We start from the raw sequence: 16,015 nt of genomic DNA, 5'->3' as shown, positions 1-16,015 counted from the left end.
CGGCGTCGGACCACAGACCAGCGTGGATCAGTTGTCCATTGCGCGACGGCGGCGGAGGAACACCGAGCCGACGGCGACGAGGATGCCGAGCAGCAGCAGAGATGCACCGACGGCCACGATGAGCGTCCCGTTCACACCCGTTTCAGCCAGGCGGTCGATGTCGCTGACCGGGACCGTCGGGGTGTTCGGCTGGGCGTTCACCGGCGGGGAGACCGGCGGGATCACCGGGGTGACCACGGGCGGGGTGACGACCGGAGGGACGACGACCGGCGGCACCAAGGGCTGGATCACGATCGTCGATTCGATCGTGTCGTCGGGTGCGGTGCCGTTACTGGCGGTGACGGTGACGGGGTAGCTGCCGGGAGTCGTCGGGGTGCCGCTCACGGTGCCGGTCACACTGTCGAGGACGAGACCCGGGGGAAGGGCACCCGAGGTGACGGTGTAGGTGGCGTCCGGGCTACCGGTCGAGGTGACCGTGCTGTCGTACGTCGTGCCGACCGTCCCTCCGGGCAGGGGCGCCGAGGTGATCTCGGGGCTCGTCGTCACTTCAGATCCGCTGCCGTCGTCACAGCCGACAGGACGGGTGATCACGGTGTTGATGAGCGTCACCGCGCCGGTGGACGCGAGCAGGCGTCCTTCGACGACCGTGCCGGATCCCGTGGAGATCGACGCGTCCGCGAGGATCGTACCGACGAAGGGCCCGCCGCCGTCGAGGGTGGCCGAGCTGCCGACGCGCCAGAACACGTTGCAGGCGCTCGCGCCGCCGACGAGGGTGACCGAGGAGCTGGTGCCGGTCTTCAGGGTGCTGGCCGCCTGGAAGACCCAGACCGACTCAGCAGTGCCGGTGAGCGTCACGTTCCCGGTGAGGGAGATCTCTCCGCCGGCGTAGACGCCGGGGTCGAGGTCGAGGCCGGTGAGATCGCCGACCTGCTGGGGGTCCGGCGTGAGGCTGGAGGCGACGCCCATCGCGGTGAGGAGGTCGTCCTTCGCGAGGGCGGCGGGCTCGTTCGTCACGTTCTGGGTGCCGTTGACGATGCCCGGCGGGAAGCCCGTCACGGAGCTGTCCGGGCTCAGCCCGAGGTCTCCGTTGATCGTGGTCGCGCCGGTGTTGGTGATGGCCGAGGATGCGAGGACGCCGTAATCGGCAGCCGTGCCGAGGAAGATCGGGCCGTCGATCGTGGTCGCGGCGTTCGCGGGTGCGGTACCGATGGCCAGGAGCCCGACGGTGACGATTGCCGCTGCACCGAAGAGGCGAGTGCGCAGGCGACCGGGTCTGGCGCATCGGGTGGGTGGAGAGAATTCGAGGCGCATGCGTGCCCCTTCCGTGTGGGAGGGGCGCGAAGCCAAGAGGATGGCGACATCAACCGCAACTGCTCCCTGTGTAACACCAATGGGGGGTGCCGCGACCCGTAGCGGGGTGGATTGTACTCAATCGTGATGTTGTGCTATGCGGGCGCACGCGCGCGCCTGGCGCGGAATGAACGGTCAGGGTTCGTCCGCCGGAATGAGACGATTGCAGGATGACTGCAACGCTCGTCGCCCAAGGCCTCGCCGGCGGACATGGCCACCGCACCCTGTTCGACAGCCTGGATCTGACGGTCGCGCCGGGTGACGTCATCGGCGTCGTCGGGATGAACGGGGCCGGTAAGTCCACGCTGCTCCAGCTGCTCGGCGGCTCCCTCGAACCGCAGGCCGGCACGATCACCCTGTCGCCGTCGGACGCCTTCGTCGGATCCCTCCCGCAGGAACACGAGCGCGTCGTCGGTGAAAGCGTCGCCGCGTACATCGCCCGACGCACCGGGTGTGCCGCAGCGACCGAGGCGATGGACGCGGCGGCGGCGGCGCTCGCCGAACCGCCCCAGGCCGGCGAGGACCCGGCCGACGTCTACTCCGCCGCCCTCGACCGTTGGCTGGCGAGCGGCGCAGCCGACCTCGAGGAACGGATCCCGGCGGTGCTCGCCGACCTCGGACTGGACCTCGACGCCGACGTGTCGTCCACCATGATGACGTCGCTGTCCGGAGGCCAGGCCGCCCGGGTCGGACTCGCCGCGCTCCTGCTGTCGCGCTTCGACATCGTCCTGCTCGACGAACCGACGAACGACCTCGACCTCGACGGTCTGGAACGACTCGAACGCTTCGTGCAGGGGCTCCGCGGCGGCGTCGTGCTCGTCAGCCACGACCGCGAGTTCCTCGCCCGCTGCGTCACCCGCGTGCTCGAGCTCGACCTCGCGCAGCAGAGCAACCGCGTCTTCGGTGGTGGGTACGAGGCCTACCTCGAGGAACGCGAGGTCGCCAGGCGGCACGCCCGCGACGCGTACGACGAGTTCGCCGACAAGAAGGCCGACCTCGTCGGCCGAGCCCGGGTGCAGCGCGAGTGGTCGAGCCAGGGCGTCCGCAACGCCATGAAGAAGGCGCCGGACAACGACAAGATCCGCCGGAAGGCTTCAGCGGAGTCCTCCGAGAAGCAGGCGCAGAAGGTCCGCCAGATGGAGAGCCGCATCGCCCGCCTCGACGAGGTGGAGGAACCTCGCAAGGAGTGGCAGCTGCAGTTCACCATCGGGAGCGCACCTCGCTCGAGCACGGTGGTCGCGACCCTGTCGCAGGCCGTGGTGCAGCAGGGCGACTTCCGGCTCGGTCCGCTGTCGCTCCAGGTGAACGTCGGCGACCGGATCGGCATCACCGGTCCGAACGGTGCGGGGAAGTCGACGCTGCTCGCAACCCTGCTCGGCCGCCGGACGCCCGACGAGGGCACGGCGAGCCTCGGATCGAGTGTGCGTATCGGTGAGATCGACCAGGCTCGCTCACTGCTCGTCGGCTCGGAGCCGCTCGCGGACCGGTTCGAGGCGATCGTGCCCGAACTGTCGCCGGGGGAGGTCCGGACGCTGCTCGCCAAGTTCGGGTTGAAGGCCGACCACGTCAACCGCCCGGTCGACGAGCTGTCGCCGGGGGAGCGCACCCGAGCCGGGCTCGCCGTGCTGCAGGCCACCGGTGTGAACCTGCTCGTCCTCGACGAACCGACGAACCACCTCGACCTCGCGGCCATCGAACAGCTCGAGGAGGCGCTCGAGAGCTACGAGGGGACACTCCTCCTCGTCACGCACGACCGCCGGATGCTCGACACCGTCCGGATCGAACGGCGTTGGGTCGTCGAGGCGGGGCAGGTCACGGAGCACTAGCGCGCGGCGCTGGTCTCAGAGGTCCCGGACCAGAGCGTCACGCAGTTCGGGTCTGATGTCCTCAGGAACGTCGACGTCGACCGCGAGCGCCTGAAGTGCCCGGCTGTAATAGTTGCGGGCGGCCGCGGCGAAAGCGATGTCGAGGATCTCCCGATCGGAGAAGCCGTGCTCGCGCAGGGTCAGGCTGTCGGCGTCGGTCATCCGGTCCGAGTCGCGACCCACCCGTTCCGCGAAGGCCATCATCGCAACCTCTGCCGGGCTCAGGCCGGCGTCGCGATAGTCCGCTGCGATGCGCACGAGCTGGTCTTCGCTGAACAGGCCGAGCGACTTCCGGCCGTGAGCGAGACGGCAGTGACGTGACCGCGTCCCTCGCGACGCGGCGAGCGTCACGAGCTCGTAGCGTCGCTTGCCGAGCGGCCGGGCGATCACCCCGATCAGCGCCTCCCAAGCGGCGTATGCCTCGGGGTTCAACGCCATCACCTTCGTGTGCGCAGCGACGAAGCCCTGGTCGGCGACGTCGTCGTCGTACAGCGCGGCCGTCGTCGCATCGGCATCGGCTTCGGGAATGGTTCGCAGGATCGACATGTCGGCCACCTCGCCGGAACGGGTCGCGGGCCGGGCGTCCGCGGCTACCGCTCATGATGGCACTCGACACAGGTGCTGTCAGTACGTCTTTCGCTGGACGTCGGCGATCACGTCGACCTCACCAGGCCCGTCTGTCGCCGGGGAGACCAACACCCCACGCATGAGCGAGGACCCCGCGGCGTTCGCCAGGCGGGGTCCTCGTCGTTCAGGGGGAGAGCGCGTCAGTCGCGCAGCTGCTCCTTGTAGTCGTTCTTCGCCTCGGTGGAGTCGCGTTCGGCCTCGGCCTTCTTGACGTCGGCCTCCGCCTGCTTCACCTTCGCGTCGGCCTTGGCCTCGTCGACCTTGTCGCCGAGACGTTCCTTCGTGTCCTCGACGGCTTCGCCGATCTTCCGACCGGTCGCCTCAGCCGCGTCCTTGGCGTTGTCCAGGAATCCCATGTCAGCTCCGTCTCTGCTCCCGAGTCTCGGTCACAGGATCCACCCTGCCGAACCGCCCGGACGGCGACAACCGGTTGTGTTCCCAGCTGAACGGGGCTAGACCCTCGTCAACCGAGTGCGGCCACGGCGGCGACGGCGGCGACCACGGCGCTCGCCGCATCGTCGAGTTCCCGCGCGGTGACGGCTGTCGTGCAGCTGAGACGCACGGCCGTCTGCGCGACCGTCGGTTCGACGCCGATGGCGAGCAGGACGGCGGACGGTTCGTCGCTGCCCGCGGCACACGCGGAGCCACTCGACGACACGACGCCTCGGCGTTCGAGTTCGAGGAGGACCGCCTCGCCGCTCGTCCCCGGGAAGACGAACGAGGCGATGCCGGGCAGGCGTTGCTCGGGATGACCGGTGAGTCGCGCACCGGGCACCTCCTGCAGGACCCGCGCGATGAAGGCGTCCCGCAGGAGGGTGACGCGTTCGGTGGCACCGAGTCGTTCCTGTTCGGCGAGTTCGACGGCGGTGGCGAGGCCGACGGCTGCGGCGACGTTCTCCGTCCCGCTCCGTCGCCCGCGCTCCTGCCCGCCGCCATGGACGAGCGGCTCGAGGGGGAGCGCGCCGCGGACGGCCAGCAGCCCGACCCCCTTGGGAGCGCCGACCTTGTGTCCGGACAGGCTGAGGGCGTCGACGCCCAGCCGATCGAGCCCGAGCGGGAGCCATCCCGCCGCCTGGACGGCGTCGGTGTGCAGGGGGACCCGTGCGGCTCGCGCGATCGTACCGAGGGCGGCGAGGTCCTGGATCGTGCCGATCTCGTTGTTCGCGGCCATGATGCTCGCGAGGACGGTGTCCGGCCGGAGCGCAGCCCCGAACTCCTCCGGATCCACGCGGCCCGTGTGGTCCACCGGCAGCGTCGTGACCTCGACGTCGTGGAAGCGGCGCAGGTAGGCGAAGGACTCCGCGACGGCCTCGTGCTCGACGGCCGAGGTGACGACGTGCCGGCCGCGCGTGATCGAGCCGAGTGTGAGGCCCTTCACGGCCAGGTTGTCCGCCTCCGTCCCGCCGGCGGTGAAGACGATGTCGCCGGGGCGGGTGCCGAGCACCGTCGCGATGCGGCGTCGGGCGTCGTCGAGTCCGGCGGCGGCCGCCTCACCGACGGTGTGGTGGCTCGACGGGTTGCCGAAGGTGTTCGTCAGGTACGGCCACATGGCCTCGATCACCTCCCGCCGGACAGGTGTCGTCGCGGCGTTGTCGAGGTACAGCACCTCAGTCCACCGACACGTCGAGGCCGAGGTCCAGCGACCGCACGCTGTGGGTGAGCGCCCCCGACGAGATCACGTCGACCCCGGTCGCGGCGACGTCGCGGACCGTCGCCAGGGTCACGTTGCCGCTCGCCTCGACGACCGCCCGGCCGGCGACGAGCGCGACACCCTCGCGGAGCTCGTCGAGGGTGAAGTTGTCGAGCATGATCGTGTCGACACCGGCGGCCAGCACGGCCTCGATCTGGTCGAGCCGGTCGACCTCGACCTCGATGCTCGTCGTGTGGGGGAGCTCCTCGCGCGCCCGGAGCAACGCCTCGGTGATCGTGAGGCCGCGTTCGAGCAGCACCGCGAGGTGGTTGTCCTTCACCATGACGGCATCGGACAGCGAGTGGCGGTGATTGCGGCCACCACCGGATCGGACCGCGTGCCGCTCGAAGGCGCGGAGGCCGGGCGTGGTCTTCCGGGTGTCGACGATGCGCGCCCGGGTGTCGGACACGGCGCTGACGTAGGCCGCGGTCATCGTCGCGATCCCGCTCATCCGTTGCACGAAGTTGAGGGCGACCCGCTCAGCGGTGAGCACCGCCCGGGCCGGGCCGGAGACCATCGCGATGGTGTCGCCGGCGGAGAACGACTCACCGTCGGCGACGAGGAACGCGACGCTGATCCCCGGATCGGTGAGGCGGAAGGCGGCTTCGAACACCGCCGCGCCGCTGAACACGCCGGGTTCCCGGGCGTTCAGGGAGGCCGACGCCGTGGCATCTGCGGGGATGAGGGCGTCGGCCGTGAGGTCGCCCCACGGAGCGTCCTCGTCGAGAGCGGCGGAGACGACGGTGTCGATGAGTCGAGGGGTCAGCATGGCGAGAGCACGGATCCGTTCAAGAGCGGGAGGGGCGGCGGGCTGGAGGGCGGCGGTACAAGCGCCGGAGCGAGGGTGACGGAGATCGGCCGGGCATCGGTGACGTCGATGGCCGGGTGGTCGTCCCGGGCATGGGCACCGCGGGACTCGGTGCGTTGCAACGCCGCGGCGACGACGGCGCGGGCGAGGAGCAGCAGGTTGCGGTCCTCCACCGCCGAGAGCGTGTCGGGCTCATCAGGTCGAGCTGCTGACCGCATCGCCCAACCCGCGAGGGTCGCCTGAGCCTCGGTGAGCCCGGACGCGTTCCGGACGAGTCCGGCATGTCGCCACATGAGGTCGTGTAGAGCCTGGCGGCTGAACGGCGGCGCGGCCGATGCCGTGCCGTCCAGGGCGGTGGCGGTGGATTCGAGGTCGATCGTCACGGAGCCGAGCACCGGGCGACCGGCGACCGGGCCGCCGCTTCCGCACGCGTCGATCGCCGCGACGGCTCGCACGGCGAAGACGGCGCCCTCGAGGAGGGAGTTCGACGCGAGCCGGTTCGCCCCGTGCACGCCCGTCCGGGCCACCTCGCCGATCGCGTACAGCCCGGGGACCGTCGTCCGGCCGTCGAGATCGGTGGCCACGCCGCCCATCCAGTAGTGGGCGGCCGGAGCGACCTCGACGGGCGTGGTCGACCAGTCGACCCCGGATGCGCGGACGTGCGCGTCGATGCCGGGGAAGCGTTCGGCCAGCCGCTCGGCCCCGAGCGCGGTCGCGTCCAGGGTGACTGGACGGCCGTCCTGCGCCGCCATGGCCTGCGCGATCCCGCGAGCGACGACGTCCCGCGGTGCGAGCTCGGCGTCGGGATGCAACAGCTGCATGAACCGCTGGCCCGCGGCATCTCGGAGGACCGCACCCTCACCACGGACCGCCTCCGAGACGAGGAAGCGCTCCGGGGTGGTCAGGGCGGTGGGGTGGAACTGGACGAACTCGACGTCCGCCAGGACCGCTCCGGCCCGGAGCGCCACCGCTGCGCCGTCACCGGTCGCGACCGACGGGTTGGTGGTGAACGGGTAGAGCTGGCCGACCCCGCCGGTCGCGAGGACGATGTGGTCCGCGGGAAGCGTGACGTGCCCGCGCTCGGCGGACCACAGGTGGGCGCCGACGGCGACGCCGTCCCGGAGGTCGAGGTCGAGGAGCACGGTGTGCTCGAGCACCGGGACACCGCGGGCCCCGAGCGTCCGGACGAGGGCCGTCTCGATCGCCGCGCCCGTCGCGTCGCCACCCGCGTGCAGCACGCGGGGATAGGAGTGCGCCGCCTCGAGCCCCTTCGCGAACTGCTCGCCGTCGCGGTCGAACGCCACCCCGAAGGCGATGAGCTCCCTGATCCGCTCAGGACCCTCGGAGCAGAGCACGCGCACCGCGGCCTCGTCACAGAGCCCCGCTCCCGCCAGCAGGGTGTCGCGGACGTGGTCCTCGACGCGGTCGTCCTCGAAAATGACCCCGGCGATCCCGCCCTGGGCGTACCGCGTGTTGCTCTGGCCGAGCACGTCCTTCGTGACGACGACGACCTCGTGACGCTCGCTCGCACGGATCGCGGCCACGAGCCCCGCGATCCCGCTCCCGACGACGAGCACCCTGGCCATGTCAGCCGACCTGCGGCACGGTGGTCGCCGGCGGCTTCGCGGCGAGCATGCGCTCGAGCGACAGCCTCGCGGGCACGGCGACGTCGTCGGAGACCGTGATGCGGTTGAGGACCTCACCGCTGACGAGTCCCTCGAGCACCCAGGCGAGGTAGCCGGGGTGGATGCGGTACATCGTCGAACACGGGCAGATCACGTCGTCGAGGCAGAAGATCGTGTGCTGCGGGAACTGCGCCGCCAGACGCTGCACCATGTTGATCTCCGTGCCGATGGCGAAGGTCGTGCCGTCCGGTGCCGCCGCGATCGCCTTCTGGATGTAGTCCGTCGAGCCCGCCTCGTCGGCCGCGTCGACCACCGGCATCGGGCACTCGGGGTGCACGATGACCCGCACTCCGGGGTGCTGGGCGCGCGCCCGGTCGATCTGGTCCACGGTGAACCGCTTGTGGACGGAGCAGAACCCGTGCCACAGGATGACCTGGGCCTCGGCCAGCGCCGGTGCCTCGTTGCCGCCGAGCGGGCGGTTCGGGTTCCACATCGGCATCCGCTCCAGCGGCACACCGAGCTTCTTGGCGGTGTTCCTCCCGAGGTGCTGGTCGGGGAAGAACAGCACCCGCTGGCCGCGCTCGAACGCCCACCGGAGCACGGTCTCCGCGTTGCTCGAGGTGCAGACGATCCCGCCGTGCCGGCCGCAGAACCCCTTCAGCGCGGCGGAGGAGTTCATGTAGGTGACCGGGATGACCGGCACGCGGCCGTCTGCGTCCGGCTCGGTCCCGTACAGCGCCTCGAGCGCCTCCCAGGCCTCCTCGACCTGGTCGATGTCCGCCATGTCGGCCATGGAACACCCGGCAGCGAGGTTCGGCAGGATCACCGCCTGATCCGGCCCCGACAGGAGGTCGGCCGTCTCGGCCATGAAGTGCACGCCGCAGAAGACGATCGCCTCCGCCTCGGTGCGGGCCTTGGCGGCGTTCGCCAGCTGGAAGGAGTCGCCGATGTAGTCCGCGTGCTGCACGACCTCGTCGCGCTGGTAGAAGTGCCCGAGGATGACGACGCGGTCGCCGAGGGTCTCCTTCGCGGCGACGATGCGTCGGTGGAGGTCCTCGGGGGCGGCGTCGCGGTAGGCGACCGGCAACTGCCCCTGACGCGGCGAGCCGGTCGGGATGACGTCGCCCATGGATGCTCCCGGGCCGTAGCTCGGCGGCTGCAGGTCGAAGACCCACGGACCCGCCGCGAGCTCTGGCGCGCAGGTCGCGCCGTCCGACGTGCCCTCCGTGATCTGCTGGATGGTGTCGTCGACGGATGCGGTGATCGTCATGCTGGCTCCTGGGACGTCGCTCGGGGGGTGGTGGGGGTGTTCGAGGTGCGGGCGCTCGCCGGACGGGACGCGGCGGGCGTGTCCGGTCGGGCGATCGGCTGGGTCCAGCGGTACAGCCGTGCCGGACGGTGCCGGCCACCCGTCCGGAGTGCGTCCGTCGCGAGCACCAGGCCGGACGCCTCCACCTGGCGACGGAAGTTGGCCGGATCGAGTTGCTTCTGCAGCACGGCCTCGTGCACCTCGCGGAGTTCCGACAGGGTGAAGGTGTCGCCGAGGAAGGCGTGGGCGATGTGGCTGTACTCGAGTTTGTTGCGGAGGCGCCAGAGCGCGTACTCCACGATCTCCCGGTGGTCGAACGCGAGCGGCGGCAGCGCGTCGGCGGGGAACCAGCGCACGTTCTGCCCGAGGTGGGTGCGCTTCGCCTCCTCGGACCCGACGAGGGCCCAGTAGACGATCGAGACGACGCGTTCCGCGGGGGAGCGGTCGAGGTCGCCGAAGGCGTAGAGCTGTTCGAGGTACCGCGGGCGGAGTGACGTGGTCGCCTCGAGGGTGGACGCCGCGGCGTCGGCGAGGGACTGCGCCGCCCCGAGTGGTCCGCCGGGCAGCGCCCAGCGTCCGTCGTACGGTTCCCGGATCCGGCGCACGAGCGGGAGCCAGATGGCGGGCGTCGCGTCGCCCGCCCCGAAGCCGTCGTCGGCCCGCAGGGTGAAGATCACCGTCGAGACGGCCAGCTCGACGGGCGTCGCCTCGTGCTCCGCTGGCGTCGTGGTGCGCTGCATGGTGGCTCCTGGATCGGGGCTGCAGCGTCTTATGGTTCACCTGACACTTACTCGCCTGAGACTTAGTGTACACCCGACCTGAACAGATGCCCCCGCTGCACCGACGACTCGCGATATGCTGGCGCTCTAATCGAACATCGGGCCGCAAACACGATGCGGGAGAGCCGGTACGCCGGCACCGAAGGAGCAAGCCTCCCCGCCAATCTCTCAGGTCCTGTACCGCATCGGACTGGCCACTCTGGAAAGCAGCGCACGTTCCTGGCGCGCTCGCCGACGGTGAAAGCAGGGCCCGCGCCATCGGCCCCGCGAAGCTCTCAGGCCAATGACAGAGGGGGAGTTCCCAACGGACGCCGGTAGGCGTCCGCAGCGCACCACGCGACCCCGGAGAACTCGTGACCGACCCCGAACGAACCAGCCCGCTGTACGCCGTCCACGAAGCCGCCGGCGCGAGTTTCACCGATTTCGCGGGCTGGCAGATGCCCGTGCGCTACTCGAGCGACCTCGCCGAGCACCACGCCGTCCGCACGGCGGCCGGGATCTTCGACATCTCGCACATGGCCGAGATCCAGGTCGTCGGCGAGGACGCCGCCGCCTTCCTCGACCAGGCGCTCGCCGGTCGGCTCTCGGCGATCGAGCTGCTGCAGGCCAAGTACTCGCTGCTGCTGAACGAGGCGGGCGGCATCATCGACGACCTCGTCGTCTACCGCAATGGTGAGCACGAATACCTCGTCGTGGCGAACGCCGGCAACCGGGAGGCGGCCGTCGCCGCGCTCACGGAGCGCGCAGCCGCCTTCGAACACCTCGCCGTGGTCGACCGCAGCGATGAGATCGCACTCATCGCGGTCCAGGGCCCCGCCTCGCGCGCCATCCTGCAGGCGACCGAGGGACTGCACGTCCTCGACGAACTGCCCTCGCTCGACGAGGTCAAGTACTACCGCGCGACCGGTGCCTCCTTCGAGAACGGCACCGTCTTCATCGGACGCACCGGGTACACGGGCGAGGACGGCTTCGAACTGTACGTCGACGCCGCTGACGCCGTGGAACTGTGGAGCGCGATCGTCGCCGCCGGAACGCCGCTCGGCCTCGTCCCGGCCGGACTCGCCAGCCGCGACACGCTCCGCCTCGAGGCAGGCATGCCGCTCTACGGTCACGAGCTCGTCCCGGACATGCTGCCGGTGCAGGCCGGGCTCGGCCGGGTGGTCGCGCTCGCCAAGCACGGCTCCTTCGTCGGGCGCGACGCGATCGAGGCCGGCCCGGCCGCCGACGCACGCGTGCTCGTCGGGCTCGTCTCCGAGGGACGTCGTGCGGGTCGCGCCGGCTACGCCGTCCTGGCCGGCGACGACGTCGTCGGCGAGGTCACGAGCGGCGCGCTGTCACCGACCCTCGGGCACCCGATCGCGATGGCCTACGTGCACCCCGACCACACCGAGCCGGGCACCGTGCTCGACCTCGACGTCCGCGGCACGCGGATCCCCGCGACCGTCACCACGCTCCCCTTCTATTCGAGAGAGAAGTAACCCATGGCCGACAAGACCACCCTCAAGTACACCGCCGAGCACGAGTGGATCCGCGTCGAGGGCGATCTCGCCGTCATCGGCATCACCGACTACGCCGCCGAGAAGCTCGGCGACGTCGTGTTCGTCGACCTGCCGGCCGTCGGTGCGGCGCTCTCCGCGAGCACCGTCGTCGGTGAGATCGAGTCCACGAAGTCCGTCGGTGAGCTGTTCGCGCCACTCGACGGCGAGGTCGTCGAGGCGAACGACGCCGTCGTCGACGACCCGTCGCTCGTCAACAGCGACCCGTTCGGCGCCGGCTGGCTCGTCTCGGTGCGCTACGACGCGCTGCCCGACACGCTGCTCACTTGGGACGACTACAGCAAGCTGGTGGGCGAGTGATGGCGGACCGGTTCGCAGATCGGCACATCGGGACCGACACCGACGCCCAGGCGACCATGCTCGCAGCGGTCGGGTATGCGAGCGTCGACGAGCTGCTGTCGGCAGCCGTCCCGTCGGCCATCACGGCAGCGGAACTGGCGTCGTCGAGCATCCCCGCCGCCGCGAGCGAGCGCGCCGCGCTGGCGGAACTCCGCGAGCTCGCGGGCCGCAACACGGTGAACCGGAGCCTCATCGGCCTCGGATACTTCGACACGATCACGCCAGCGGTCATCAAGCGGAACGTGCTCGAGAACCCCTCCTGGTACACCGCGTACACGCCGTACCAGCCGGAGATCTCGCAGGGGCGCCTCGAGGCGCTCATCAACTTCCAGACGATGGTGTCCGACCTCACGGGCCTCGACACGGCGAACGCCTCGATGCTCGACGAGAGCACGGCCGTCGTCGAAGGGATGCTGCTCGCCCGTCGCGCCTCGAAGCTCGCCGAGACGACCTTCATCGTCGACGCCGACGCCTACCCGCAGACCAAGGCGCTCCTCCACAGCCGTGCCGAAGCGGTCGGCATCGACCTCGTCGAGCTGCCGCTCTCGAGCACCGCACCGACCGACCTGCCGGCCGCGTTCGGCGTCTTCGTGCAGTACCCCGCAGCCTCCGGACTCGTCTGGGACCCGTCCGCGGTCCTCGCGGCGGTGAAGGCCGGTGGCGGTGTCTCCGTCGTGGCGGCGGACCTCCTCGCCCTGACGCTGATCTCCTCGCCCGGTTCCCTCGGTGCGGACATCGCCGTGGGCACGACGCAGCGCTTCGGGGTCCCCATGGGCTTCGGCGGCCCGCACGCCGGGTACCTCGCGGTCCGCAAGGGACTCGAGCGACAGATGCCAGGACGGCTCGTCGGCGTCAGCCAGGACGCGGCGGGTCACCCCGCCTACCGGCTCACGTTGCAGACCCGCGAGCAGCACATCCGCCGCGAGAAGGCGACGAGCAACATCTGCACCGCGCAGGTCCTGCTGGCCGTCATGGCCGCGATGTACGCCGTCTACCACGGCCCCGCCGGGCTCAAGCGGATCGCGCAGTCGGTCCACGCGGCGACCGCGACCGCGGCACACCTCCTGCAGTCCGCGGGGGTGGAGGTGCTCACTGAGCAGTACTTCGACACGCTGCAGGTCCGCGTCGACGACAGCGCGGCGGTGGTGGCCGGAGCGCACGACCGCGGCCTCCTGCTGTGGGCCGTCGACGAGACGACCGTCTCGATGAGCTTCGACGAGGTGAGTGCCCAGGAGAGCGTCGTCCCGACCCTCGTCGAGGTCCTCACGACCGCCGGGGCGGCCACGGCCGGCGAGCCGTCCGCGTACGTCTTCGACGAGGCCTCGTCCGCCTCGGCCTTCGGACCGGGAGCCGTGTCGGCGTACCCGGCCGCGCTCGCCCGCGAGACCGGGTACCTGACGCACCCGGTGTTCAACACGCACCACTCCGAGACCGCCATGATGCGGTACCTCAAGCAGCTCGCGGACCGCGACTACGCGCTCGACCGGGGGATGATCCCGCTCGGTTCGTGCACGATGAAGCTCAACGCGGCGACGGAGATGGAAGCGGTCACCTGGCCGGAGTTCGCCGGACTCCACCCGTTCGCGCCGCGGGAGGACGTGGCCGGTTCCCTCGAACTCGTCGACCAGCTCGAGACGTGGCTCGCCGAGGTCACCGGCTACGACTCCGTCTCGCTGCAGCCCAACGCGGGCAGCCAGGGGGAGCTCGCGGGTCTGCTCGCGATCCGTGGCTACCACCGCGCGAACGGCGACGAGCAGCGCACGGTCTGCCTGATCCCGTCGAGCGCGCACGGCACGAACGCGGCCTCCGCGGTCCTCGCCGGCATGCGCGTCGTCGTCGTCGCCTGTGACGAGCAGGGCAACGTCGACCTCGACGACCTCCGCGCGAAGATCGCGTCGAACGCCGAGTCCCTCGCAGCCCTCATGATCACCTACCCGTCGACCCACGGCGTGTACGAGCACGAGGTGAAGACGATCACGCAGGCGGTCCACGACGCCGGCGGCCAGGTCTACGTCGACGGTGCGAACCTCAACGCCCTGCTCGGGTACGCGCGCTTCGGCGAGTTCGGTGGCGATGTCTCGCACCTGAACCTGCACAAGACGTTCTGCATCCCGCACGGCGGCGGTGGTCCGGGCGTCGGTCCGGTCGCCGCGAAGGCGCACCTCGCTCCGTTCCTGCCCGGGCACCCGCTCGCCCAGCGCGACGAGCACCCGCTGCTCGGCGGCGGCACCGTCGTGCACGCGGGCGGGCCGATCTCGGCGGCGCCCTACGGCAGCCCGAGCATCCTGCCGATCTCGTGGGCCTACGTCCGCATGATGGGCTCGGAGGGCCTCCGTGAGGCGACGGGTGCCGCAGTGCTCGCCGCGAACTACATCGCCGCACGGCTCCGCGACCACTACCCGGTCCTCTACACGGGCGACAGCGACCTGGTCGCGCACGAGTGCATCCTCGACCTCCGCCCGCTGAAGGAGACGACCGGGATCACGGTGGACGACGTGGCCAAGCGCCTCGTCGACTACGGCTTCCACGCGCCGACGATGTCGTTCCCCGTCGCGGGGACGCTCATGGTCGAGCCGACCGAGAGCGAGGACCTCACCGAGGTCGACCGCTTCGTGGACGCGATGATCGCGATCAAGGCCGAGGCGGACGCCGTCGCAGCTGGCGAGTGGCCGGCCGACGACAACCCGCTCGTCGGGGCGCCGCACACGGCGCAGTCGGTGATCGAGGGGGAGTGGACCCACGCGTACTCGCGTGAGCTCGCCGTGTACCCCGTGCACACGCTGGTGCGGACGAAGTACTGGCCGCCGGTCCGCCGGATCGACCAGGCGTACGGCGACCGCAACCTCGTGTGCGCCTGCCCGCCGCCCGAGGCGTTCGCCTAGGCGGAGCGCACCGTCGAACGAGGACTCCCTCGCCCCGTCGTGGGCGGGGGAGTCCTCGTTCGTCGGAGGACGGGCGGGGTGTCGGTCAGGACGAGGTCGGGGCGAAGATGCCCGGCCACCAGGCGACCGCCAGGGGGAATCCGGCGAAGGAGATCACGTCGATGATCGTGTGCGCGACGACGAGCGGCATCACCCGGCCCCAGCGCTTGTAGCACCAGCCGAACGCGATCCCCATGGCGACGTTGCCGAAGAACGGTCCGATGCCCTGGTACAGGTGGTAGCTCCCGCGCAGGACGGCGGTCGAGAGGATGATCGTCCACCACCCCCATCCGATCTCGCGCAGCCGGGTGTACAGGTACCCGATGATGATGACCTCCTCCTGCAGCCCGGCGCGGAGCGCGGAGAAGACGAGGATCGGGATCGTCCACCAGTACATGGTGTCGGGGAAGGTCGACACCGCGACCGTGACCCCGAGCGCCCGGCCGAGCGCGTACACCCCGATACCGGGGATGCCGATCGCGGCGACGAGCAGCGCGCCACGTCCGAGGTCGCGTCCTGGTGCGCGGAGGTCGAGTCCCATGCGGGTGAAACCGCTTCGCCCCGGTTGCCAGAGCAGATAGATGACGAGCGCGGCGGGCGCGAGCTGGAAGAACAGCCCGAGGAACTGGTAGCTGAAGTCGAGCCACTCCCGGGTCGCCTGCGTCGTGTTGATGGCCGCCGACTGGTCGGCGAGCGGCGGCCCCGCGGTGAGCTTCGCGATGAGCGAGATGACGGAGTACACCGCCGAGGCACCGAGGCTCAGGGCGAGGACGATCCCGATCTCCCACCAGCGGCGCGCGACCGGTGACCGTTCGGGGAGGTCCGGCTGCGGGACGGTCGCGTTCTGCTCGTTCACCGGTCCATTGTGCGGGCTCTTCGCTTCACGTGCACCGCATACCACCTGGACGCCCGCGTCCCGGCCACCGCCGGCGGGCGGGCTTACGATTCGTATCCGCCGCCGGACTCCTCCCGCACGAGTTTTGCGATCAGCGTCGTTCTCTTGCGTCGCGGGCGGGATACGTGCACGGAAACTCGTCGGCGAGCAACAATCCTCCGATTCGGTTACCGCTGTGTAACGTTTGGCGTCCCAGTTTGCTCGTCGTCCTGCTTCAACTTATCGTCAGAGTATTCAAAGAGTGGTCCAGC

General features: G+C 70.6%; 13 protein-coding genes and 1 riboswitch. Of the genes, 4 read left to right on the top strand and 9 right to left on the bottom strand.

The annotated features are described in order from the left end of the window. Positions 1–27 precede the first annotated feature (27 nt). Positions 28–1,311, bottom strand: a complete 1,284-nt coding sequence (locus ASE44_RS06500) for an ice-binding family protein (RefSeq protein ID WP_056007354.1) — start codon at positions 1,309–1,311, stop codon at positions 28–30. A 209-nt stretch (positions 1,312–1,520) separates the two neighbouring features. On the opposite strand from ASE44_RS06500, the gene ASE44_RS06495 reads away from it, so the two are divergent. After that, a complete protein-coding gene (locus tag ASE44_RS06495; RefSeq protein WP_056778351.1) occupies positions 1,521–3,176 on the top strand; it encodes an ABC-F family ATP-binding cassette domain-containing protein in 1,656 nt (551 codons plus the stop codon). 15 nt (positions 3,177–3,191) lie between these two features. Here ASE44_RS06495 and ASE44_RS06490 read toward each other — a convergent pair whose 3' ends face one another. From ASE44_RS06490 to ASE44_RS06460, 7 genes are all read right to left on the bottom strand, one after another. Beyond that, a complete protein-coding gene (locus ASE44_RS06490; RefSeq protein WP_056778349.1) occupies positions 3,192–3,761 on the bottom strand; it encodes a carboxymuconolactone decarboxylase family protein in 570 nt (189 codons plus the stop codon). A gap of 221 nt (positions 3,762–3,982) precedes the next feature. Then, a complete protein-coding gene (locus ASE44_RS06485; protein WP_056007346.1) occupies positions 3,983–4,198 on the bottom strand; it encodes a hypothetical protein in 216 nt (71 codons plus the stop codon). 107 nt (positions 4,199–4,305) lie between these two features. Beyond that, complete coding sequence (locus ASE44_RS06480) at positions 4,306–5,448, bottom strand: cysteine desulfurase family protein (protein WP_056778348.1); 1,143 nt, start codon at positions 5,446–5,448, stop codon at positions 4,306–4,308. Position 5,449: 1 nt separating this feature from the next. Further along, positions 5,450–6,301, bottom strand: a complete 852-nt coding sequence (gene nadC / locus ASE44_RS06475) for a carboxylating nicotinate-nucleotide diphosphorylase (RefSeq protein WP_056778345.1) — start codon at positions 6,299–6,301, stop codon at positions 5,450–5,452. Next, positions 6,295–7,926, bottom strand: coding sequence for an L-aspartate oxidase (nadB, locus tag ASE44_RS06470; protein ID WP_056778341.1), 1,632 nt, complete (start codon positions 7,924–7,926; stop codon positions 6,295–6,297). Before nadB ends, nadC begins: the two co-directional genes overlap by 7 nt. Position 7,927: 1 nt before the next feature. Then, entirely contained in the window at positions 7,928–9,235 is a 1,308-nt protein-coding gene (nadA, locus tag ASE44_RS06465; protein ID WP_056778338.1) for a quinolinate synthase NadA, read from the bottom strand. Further along, a complete protein-coding gene (locus tag ASE44_RS06460) occupies positions 9,232–10,014 on the bottom strand; it encodes an NUDIX domain-containing protein (protein ID WP_056778335.1) in 783 nt (260 codons plus the stop codon). The genes nadA and ASE44_RS06460 overlap by 4 nt, the downstream gene beginning before the upstream one ends. Positions 10,015–10,160: 146 nt before the next feature. Next, positions 10,161–10,246, top strand: a riboswitch (glycine riboswitch). Positions 10,247–10,406: 160 nt separating this feature from the next. Between ASE44_RS06460 and gcvT the strand changes: the two genes are divergently transcribed. Genes gcvT through gcvP form a run of 3 tightly spaced genes read left to right on the top strand, consistent with a single transcriptional unit; the run spans position 10,407 to position 14,830 of the window. Further along, a complete protein-coding gene (gene gcvT, locus ASE44_RS06455) occupies positions 10,407–11,531 on the top strand; it encodes a glycine cleavage system aminomethyltransferase GcvT (protein WP_056778333.1) in 1,125 nt (374 codons plus the stop codon). Between the two features lie 3 nt (positions 11,532–11,534). Then, positions 11,535–11,909 (top strand): glycine cleavage system protein GcvH, encoded by a 375-nt coding sequence (gcvH, locus tag ASE44_RS06450; protein ID WP_056778330.1) that lies wholly within the window; start codon positions 11,535–11,537, stop codon positions 11,907–11,909. Continuing rightward, a complete protein-coding gene (gcvP, locus tag ASE44_RS06445; RefSeq protein WP_056778327.1) occupies positions 11,909–14,830 on the top strand; it encodes an aminomethyl-transferring glycine dehydrogenase in 2,922 nt (973 codons plus the stop codon). Before gcvH ends, gcvP begins: the two co-directional genes overlap by 1 nt. 85 nt (positions 14,831–14,915) lie before the next feature. Here the strand turns inward: gcvP and ASE44_RS06440 are convergent, their stop codons facing one another. Next, a complete protein-coding gene (locus ASE44_RS06440; protein ID WP_056778324.1) occupies positions 14,916–15,725 on the bottom strand; it encodes a CPBP family intramembrane glutamic endopeptidase in 810 nt (269 codons plus the stop codon). Positions 15,726–16,015 lie beyond the last annotated feature (290 nt).

The sequence above is a fragment of the Plantibacter sp. Leaf1 genome, assembly GCF_001421315.1.
Lineage (GTDB): Bacteria > Actinomycetota > Actinomycetes > Actinomycetales > Microbacteriaceae > Plantibacter.
Note: the sequence above shows the minus strand (reverse complement) of the source record. Positions and strands in the feature narration are given on the sequence as shown.

Bases quoted from the DNA above. Each gene is read 5' to 3' on its own strand.
- ASE44_RS06500 (WP_056007354.1), bottom strand. From the start codon at position 1,311: ATGCGCCTCGAATTCTCTCCACCCACCCGATGCGCCAGACCCGGTCGC.
- ASE44_RS06495 (WP_056778351.1), top strand. From the start codon at position 1,521: ATGACTGCAACGCTCGTCGCCCAAGGCCTCGCCGGCGGACATGGCCAC.
- ASE44_RS06490 (WP_056778349.1), bottom strand. From the start codon at position 3,761: ATGTCGATCCTGCGAACCATTCCCGAAGCCGATGCCGATGCGACGACG.
- ASE44_RS06485 (WP_056007346.1), bottom strand. From the start codon at position 4,198: ATGGGATTCCTGGACAACGCCAAGGACGCGGCTGAGGCGACCGGTCGG.
- nadC (WP_056778345.1), bottom strand. From the start codon at position 6,301: ATGCTGACCCCTCGACTCATCGACACCGTCGTCTCCGCCGCTCTCGAC.
- nadB (WP_056778341.1), bottom strand. From the start codon at position 7,926: ATGGCCAGGGTGCTCGTCGTCGGGAGCGGGATCGCGGGGCTCGTGGCC.
- nadA (WP_056778338.1), bottom strand. From the start codon at position 9,235: ATGACGATCACCGCATCCGTCGACGACACCATCCAGCAGATCACGGAG.
- ASE44_RS06460 (WP_056778335.1), bottom strand. From the start codon at position 10,014: ATGCAGCGCACCACGACGCCAGCGGAGCACGAGGCGACGCCCGTCGAG.
- gcvH (WP_056778330.1), top strand. From the start codon at position 11,535: ATGGCCGACAAGACCACCCTCAAGTACACCGCCGAGCACGAGTGGATC.
- gcvP (WP_056778327.1), top strand. From the start codon at position 11,909: ATGGCGGACCGGTTCGCAGATCGGCACATCGGGACCGACACCGACGCC.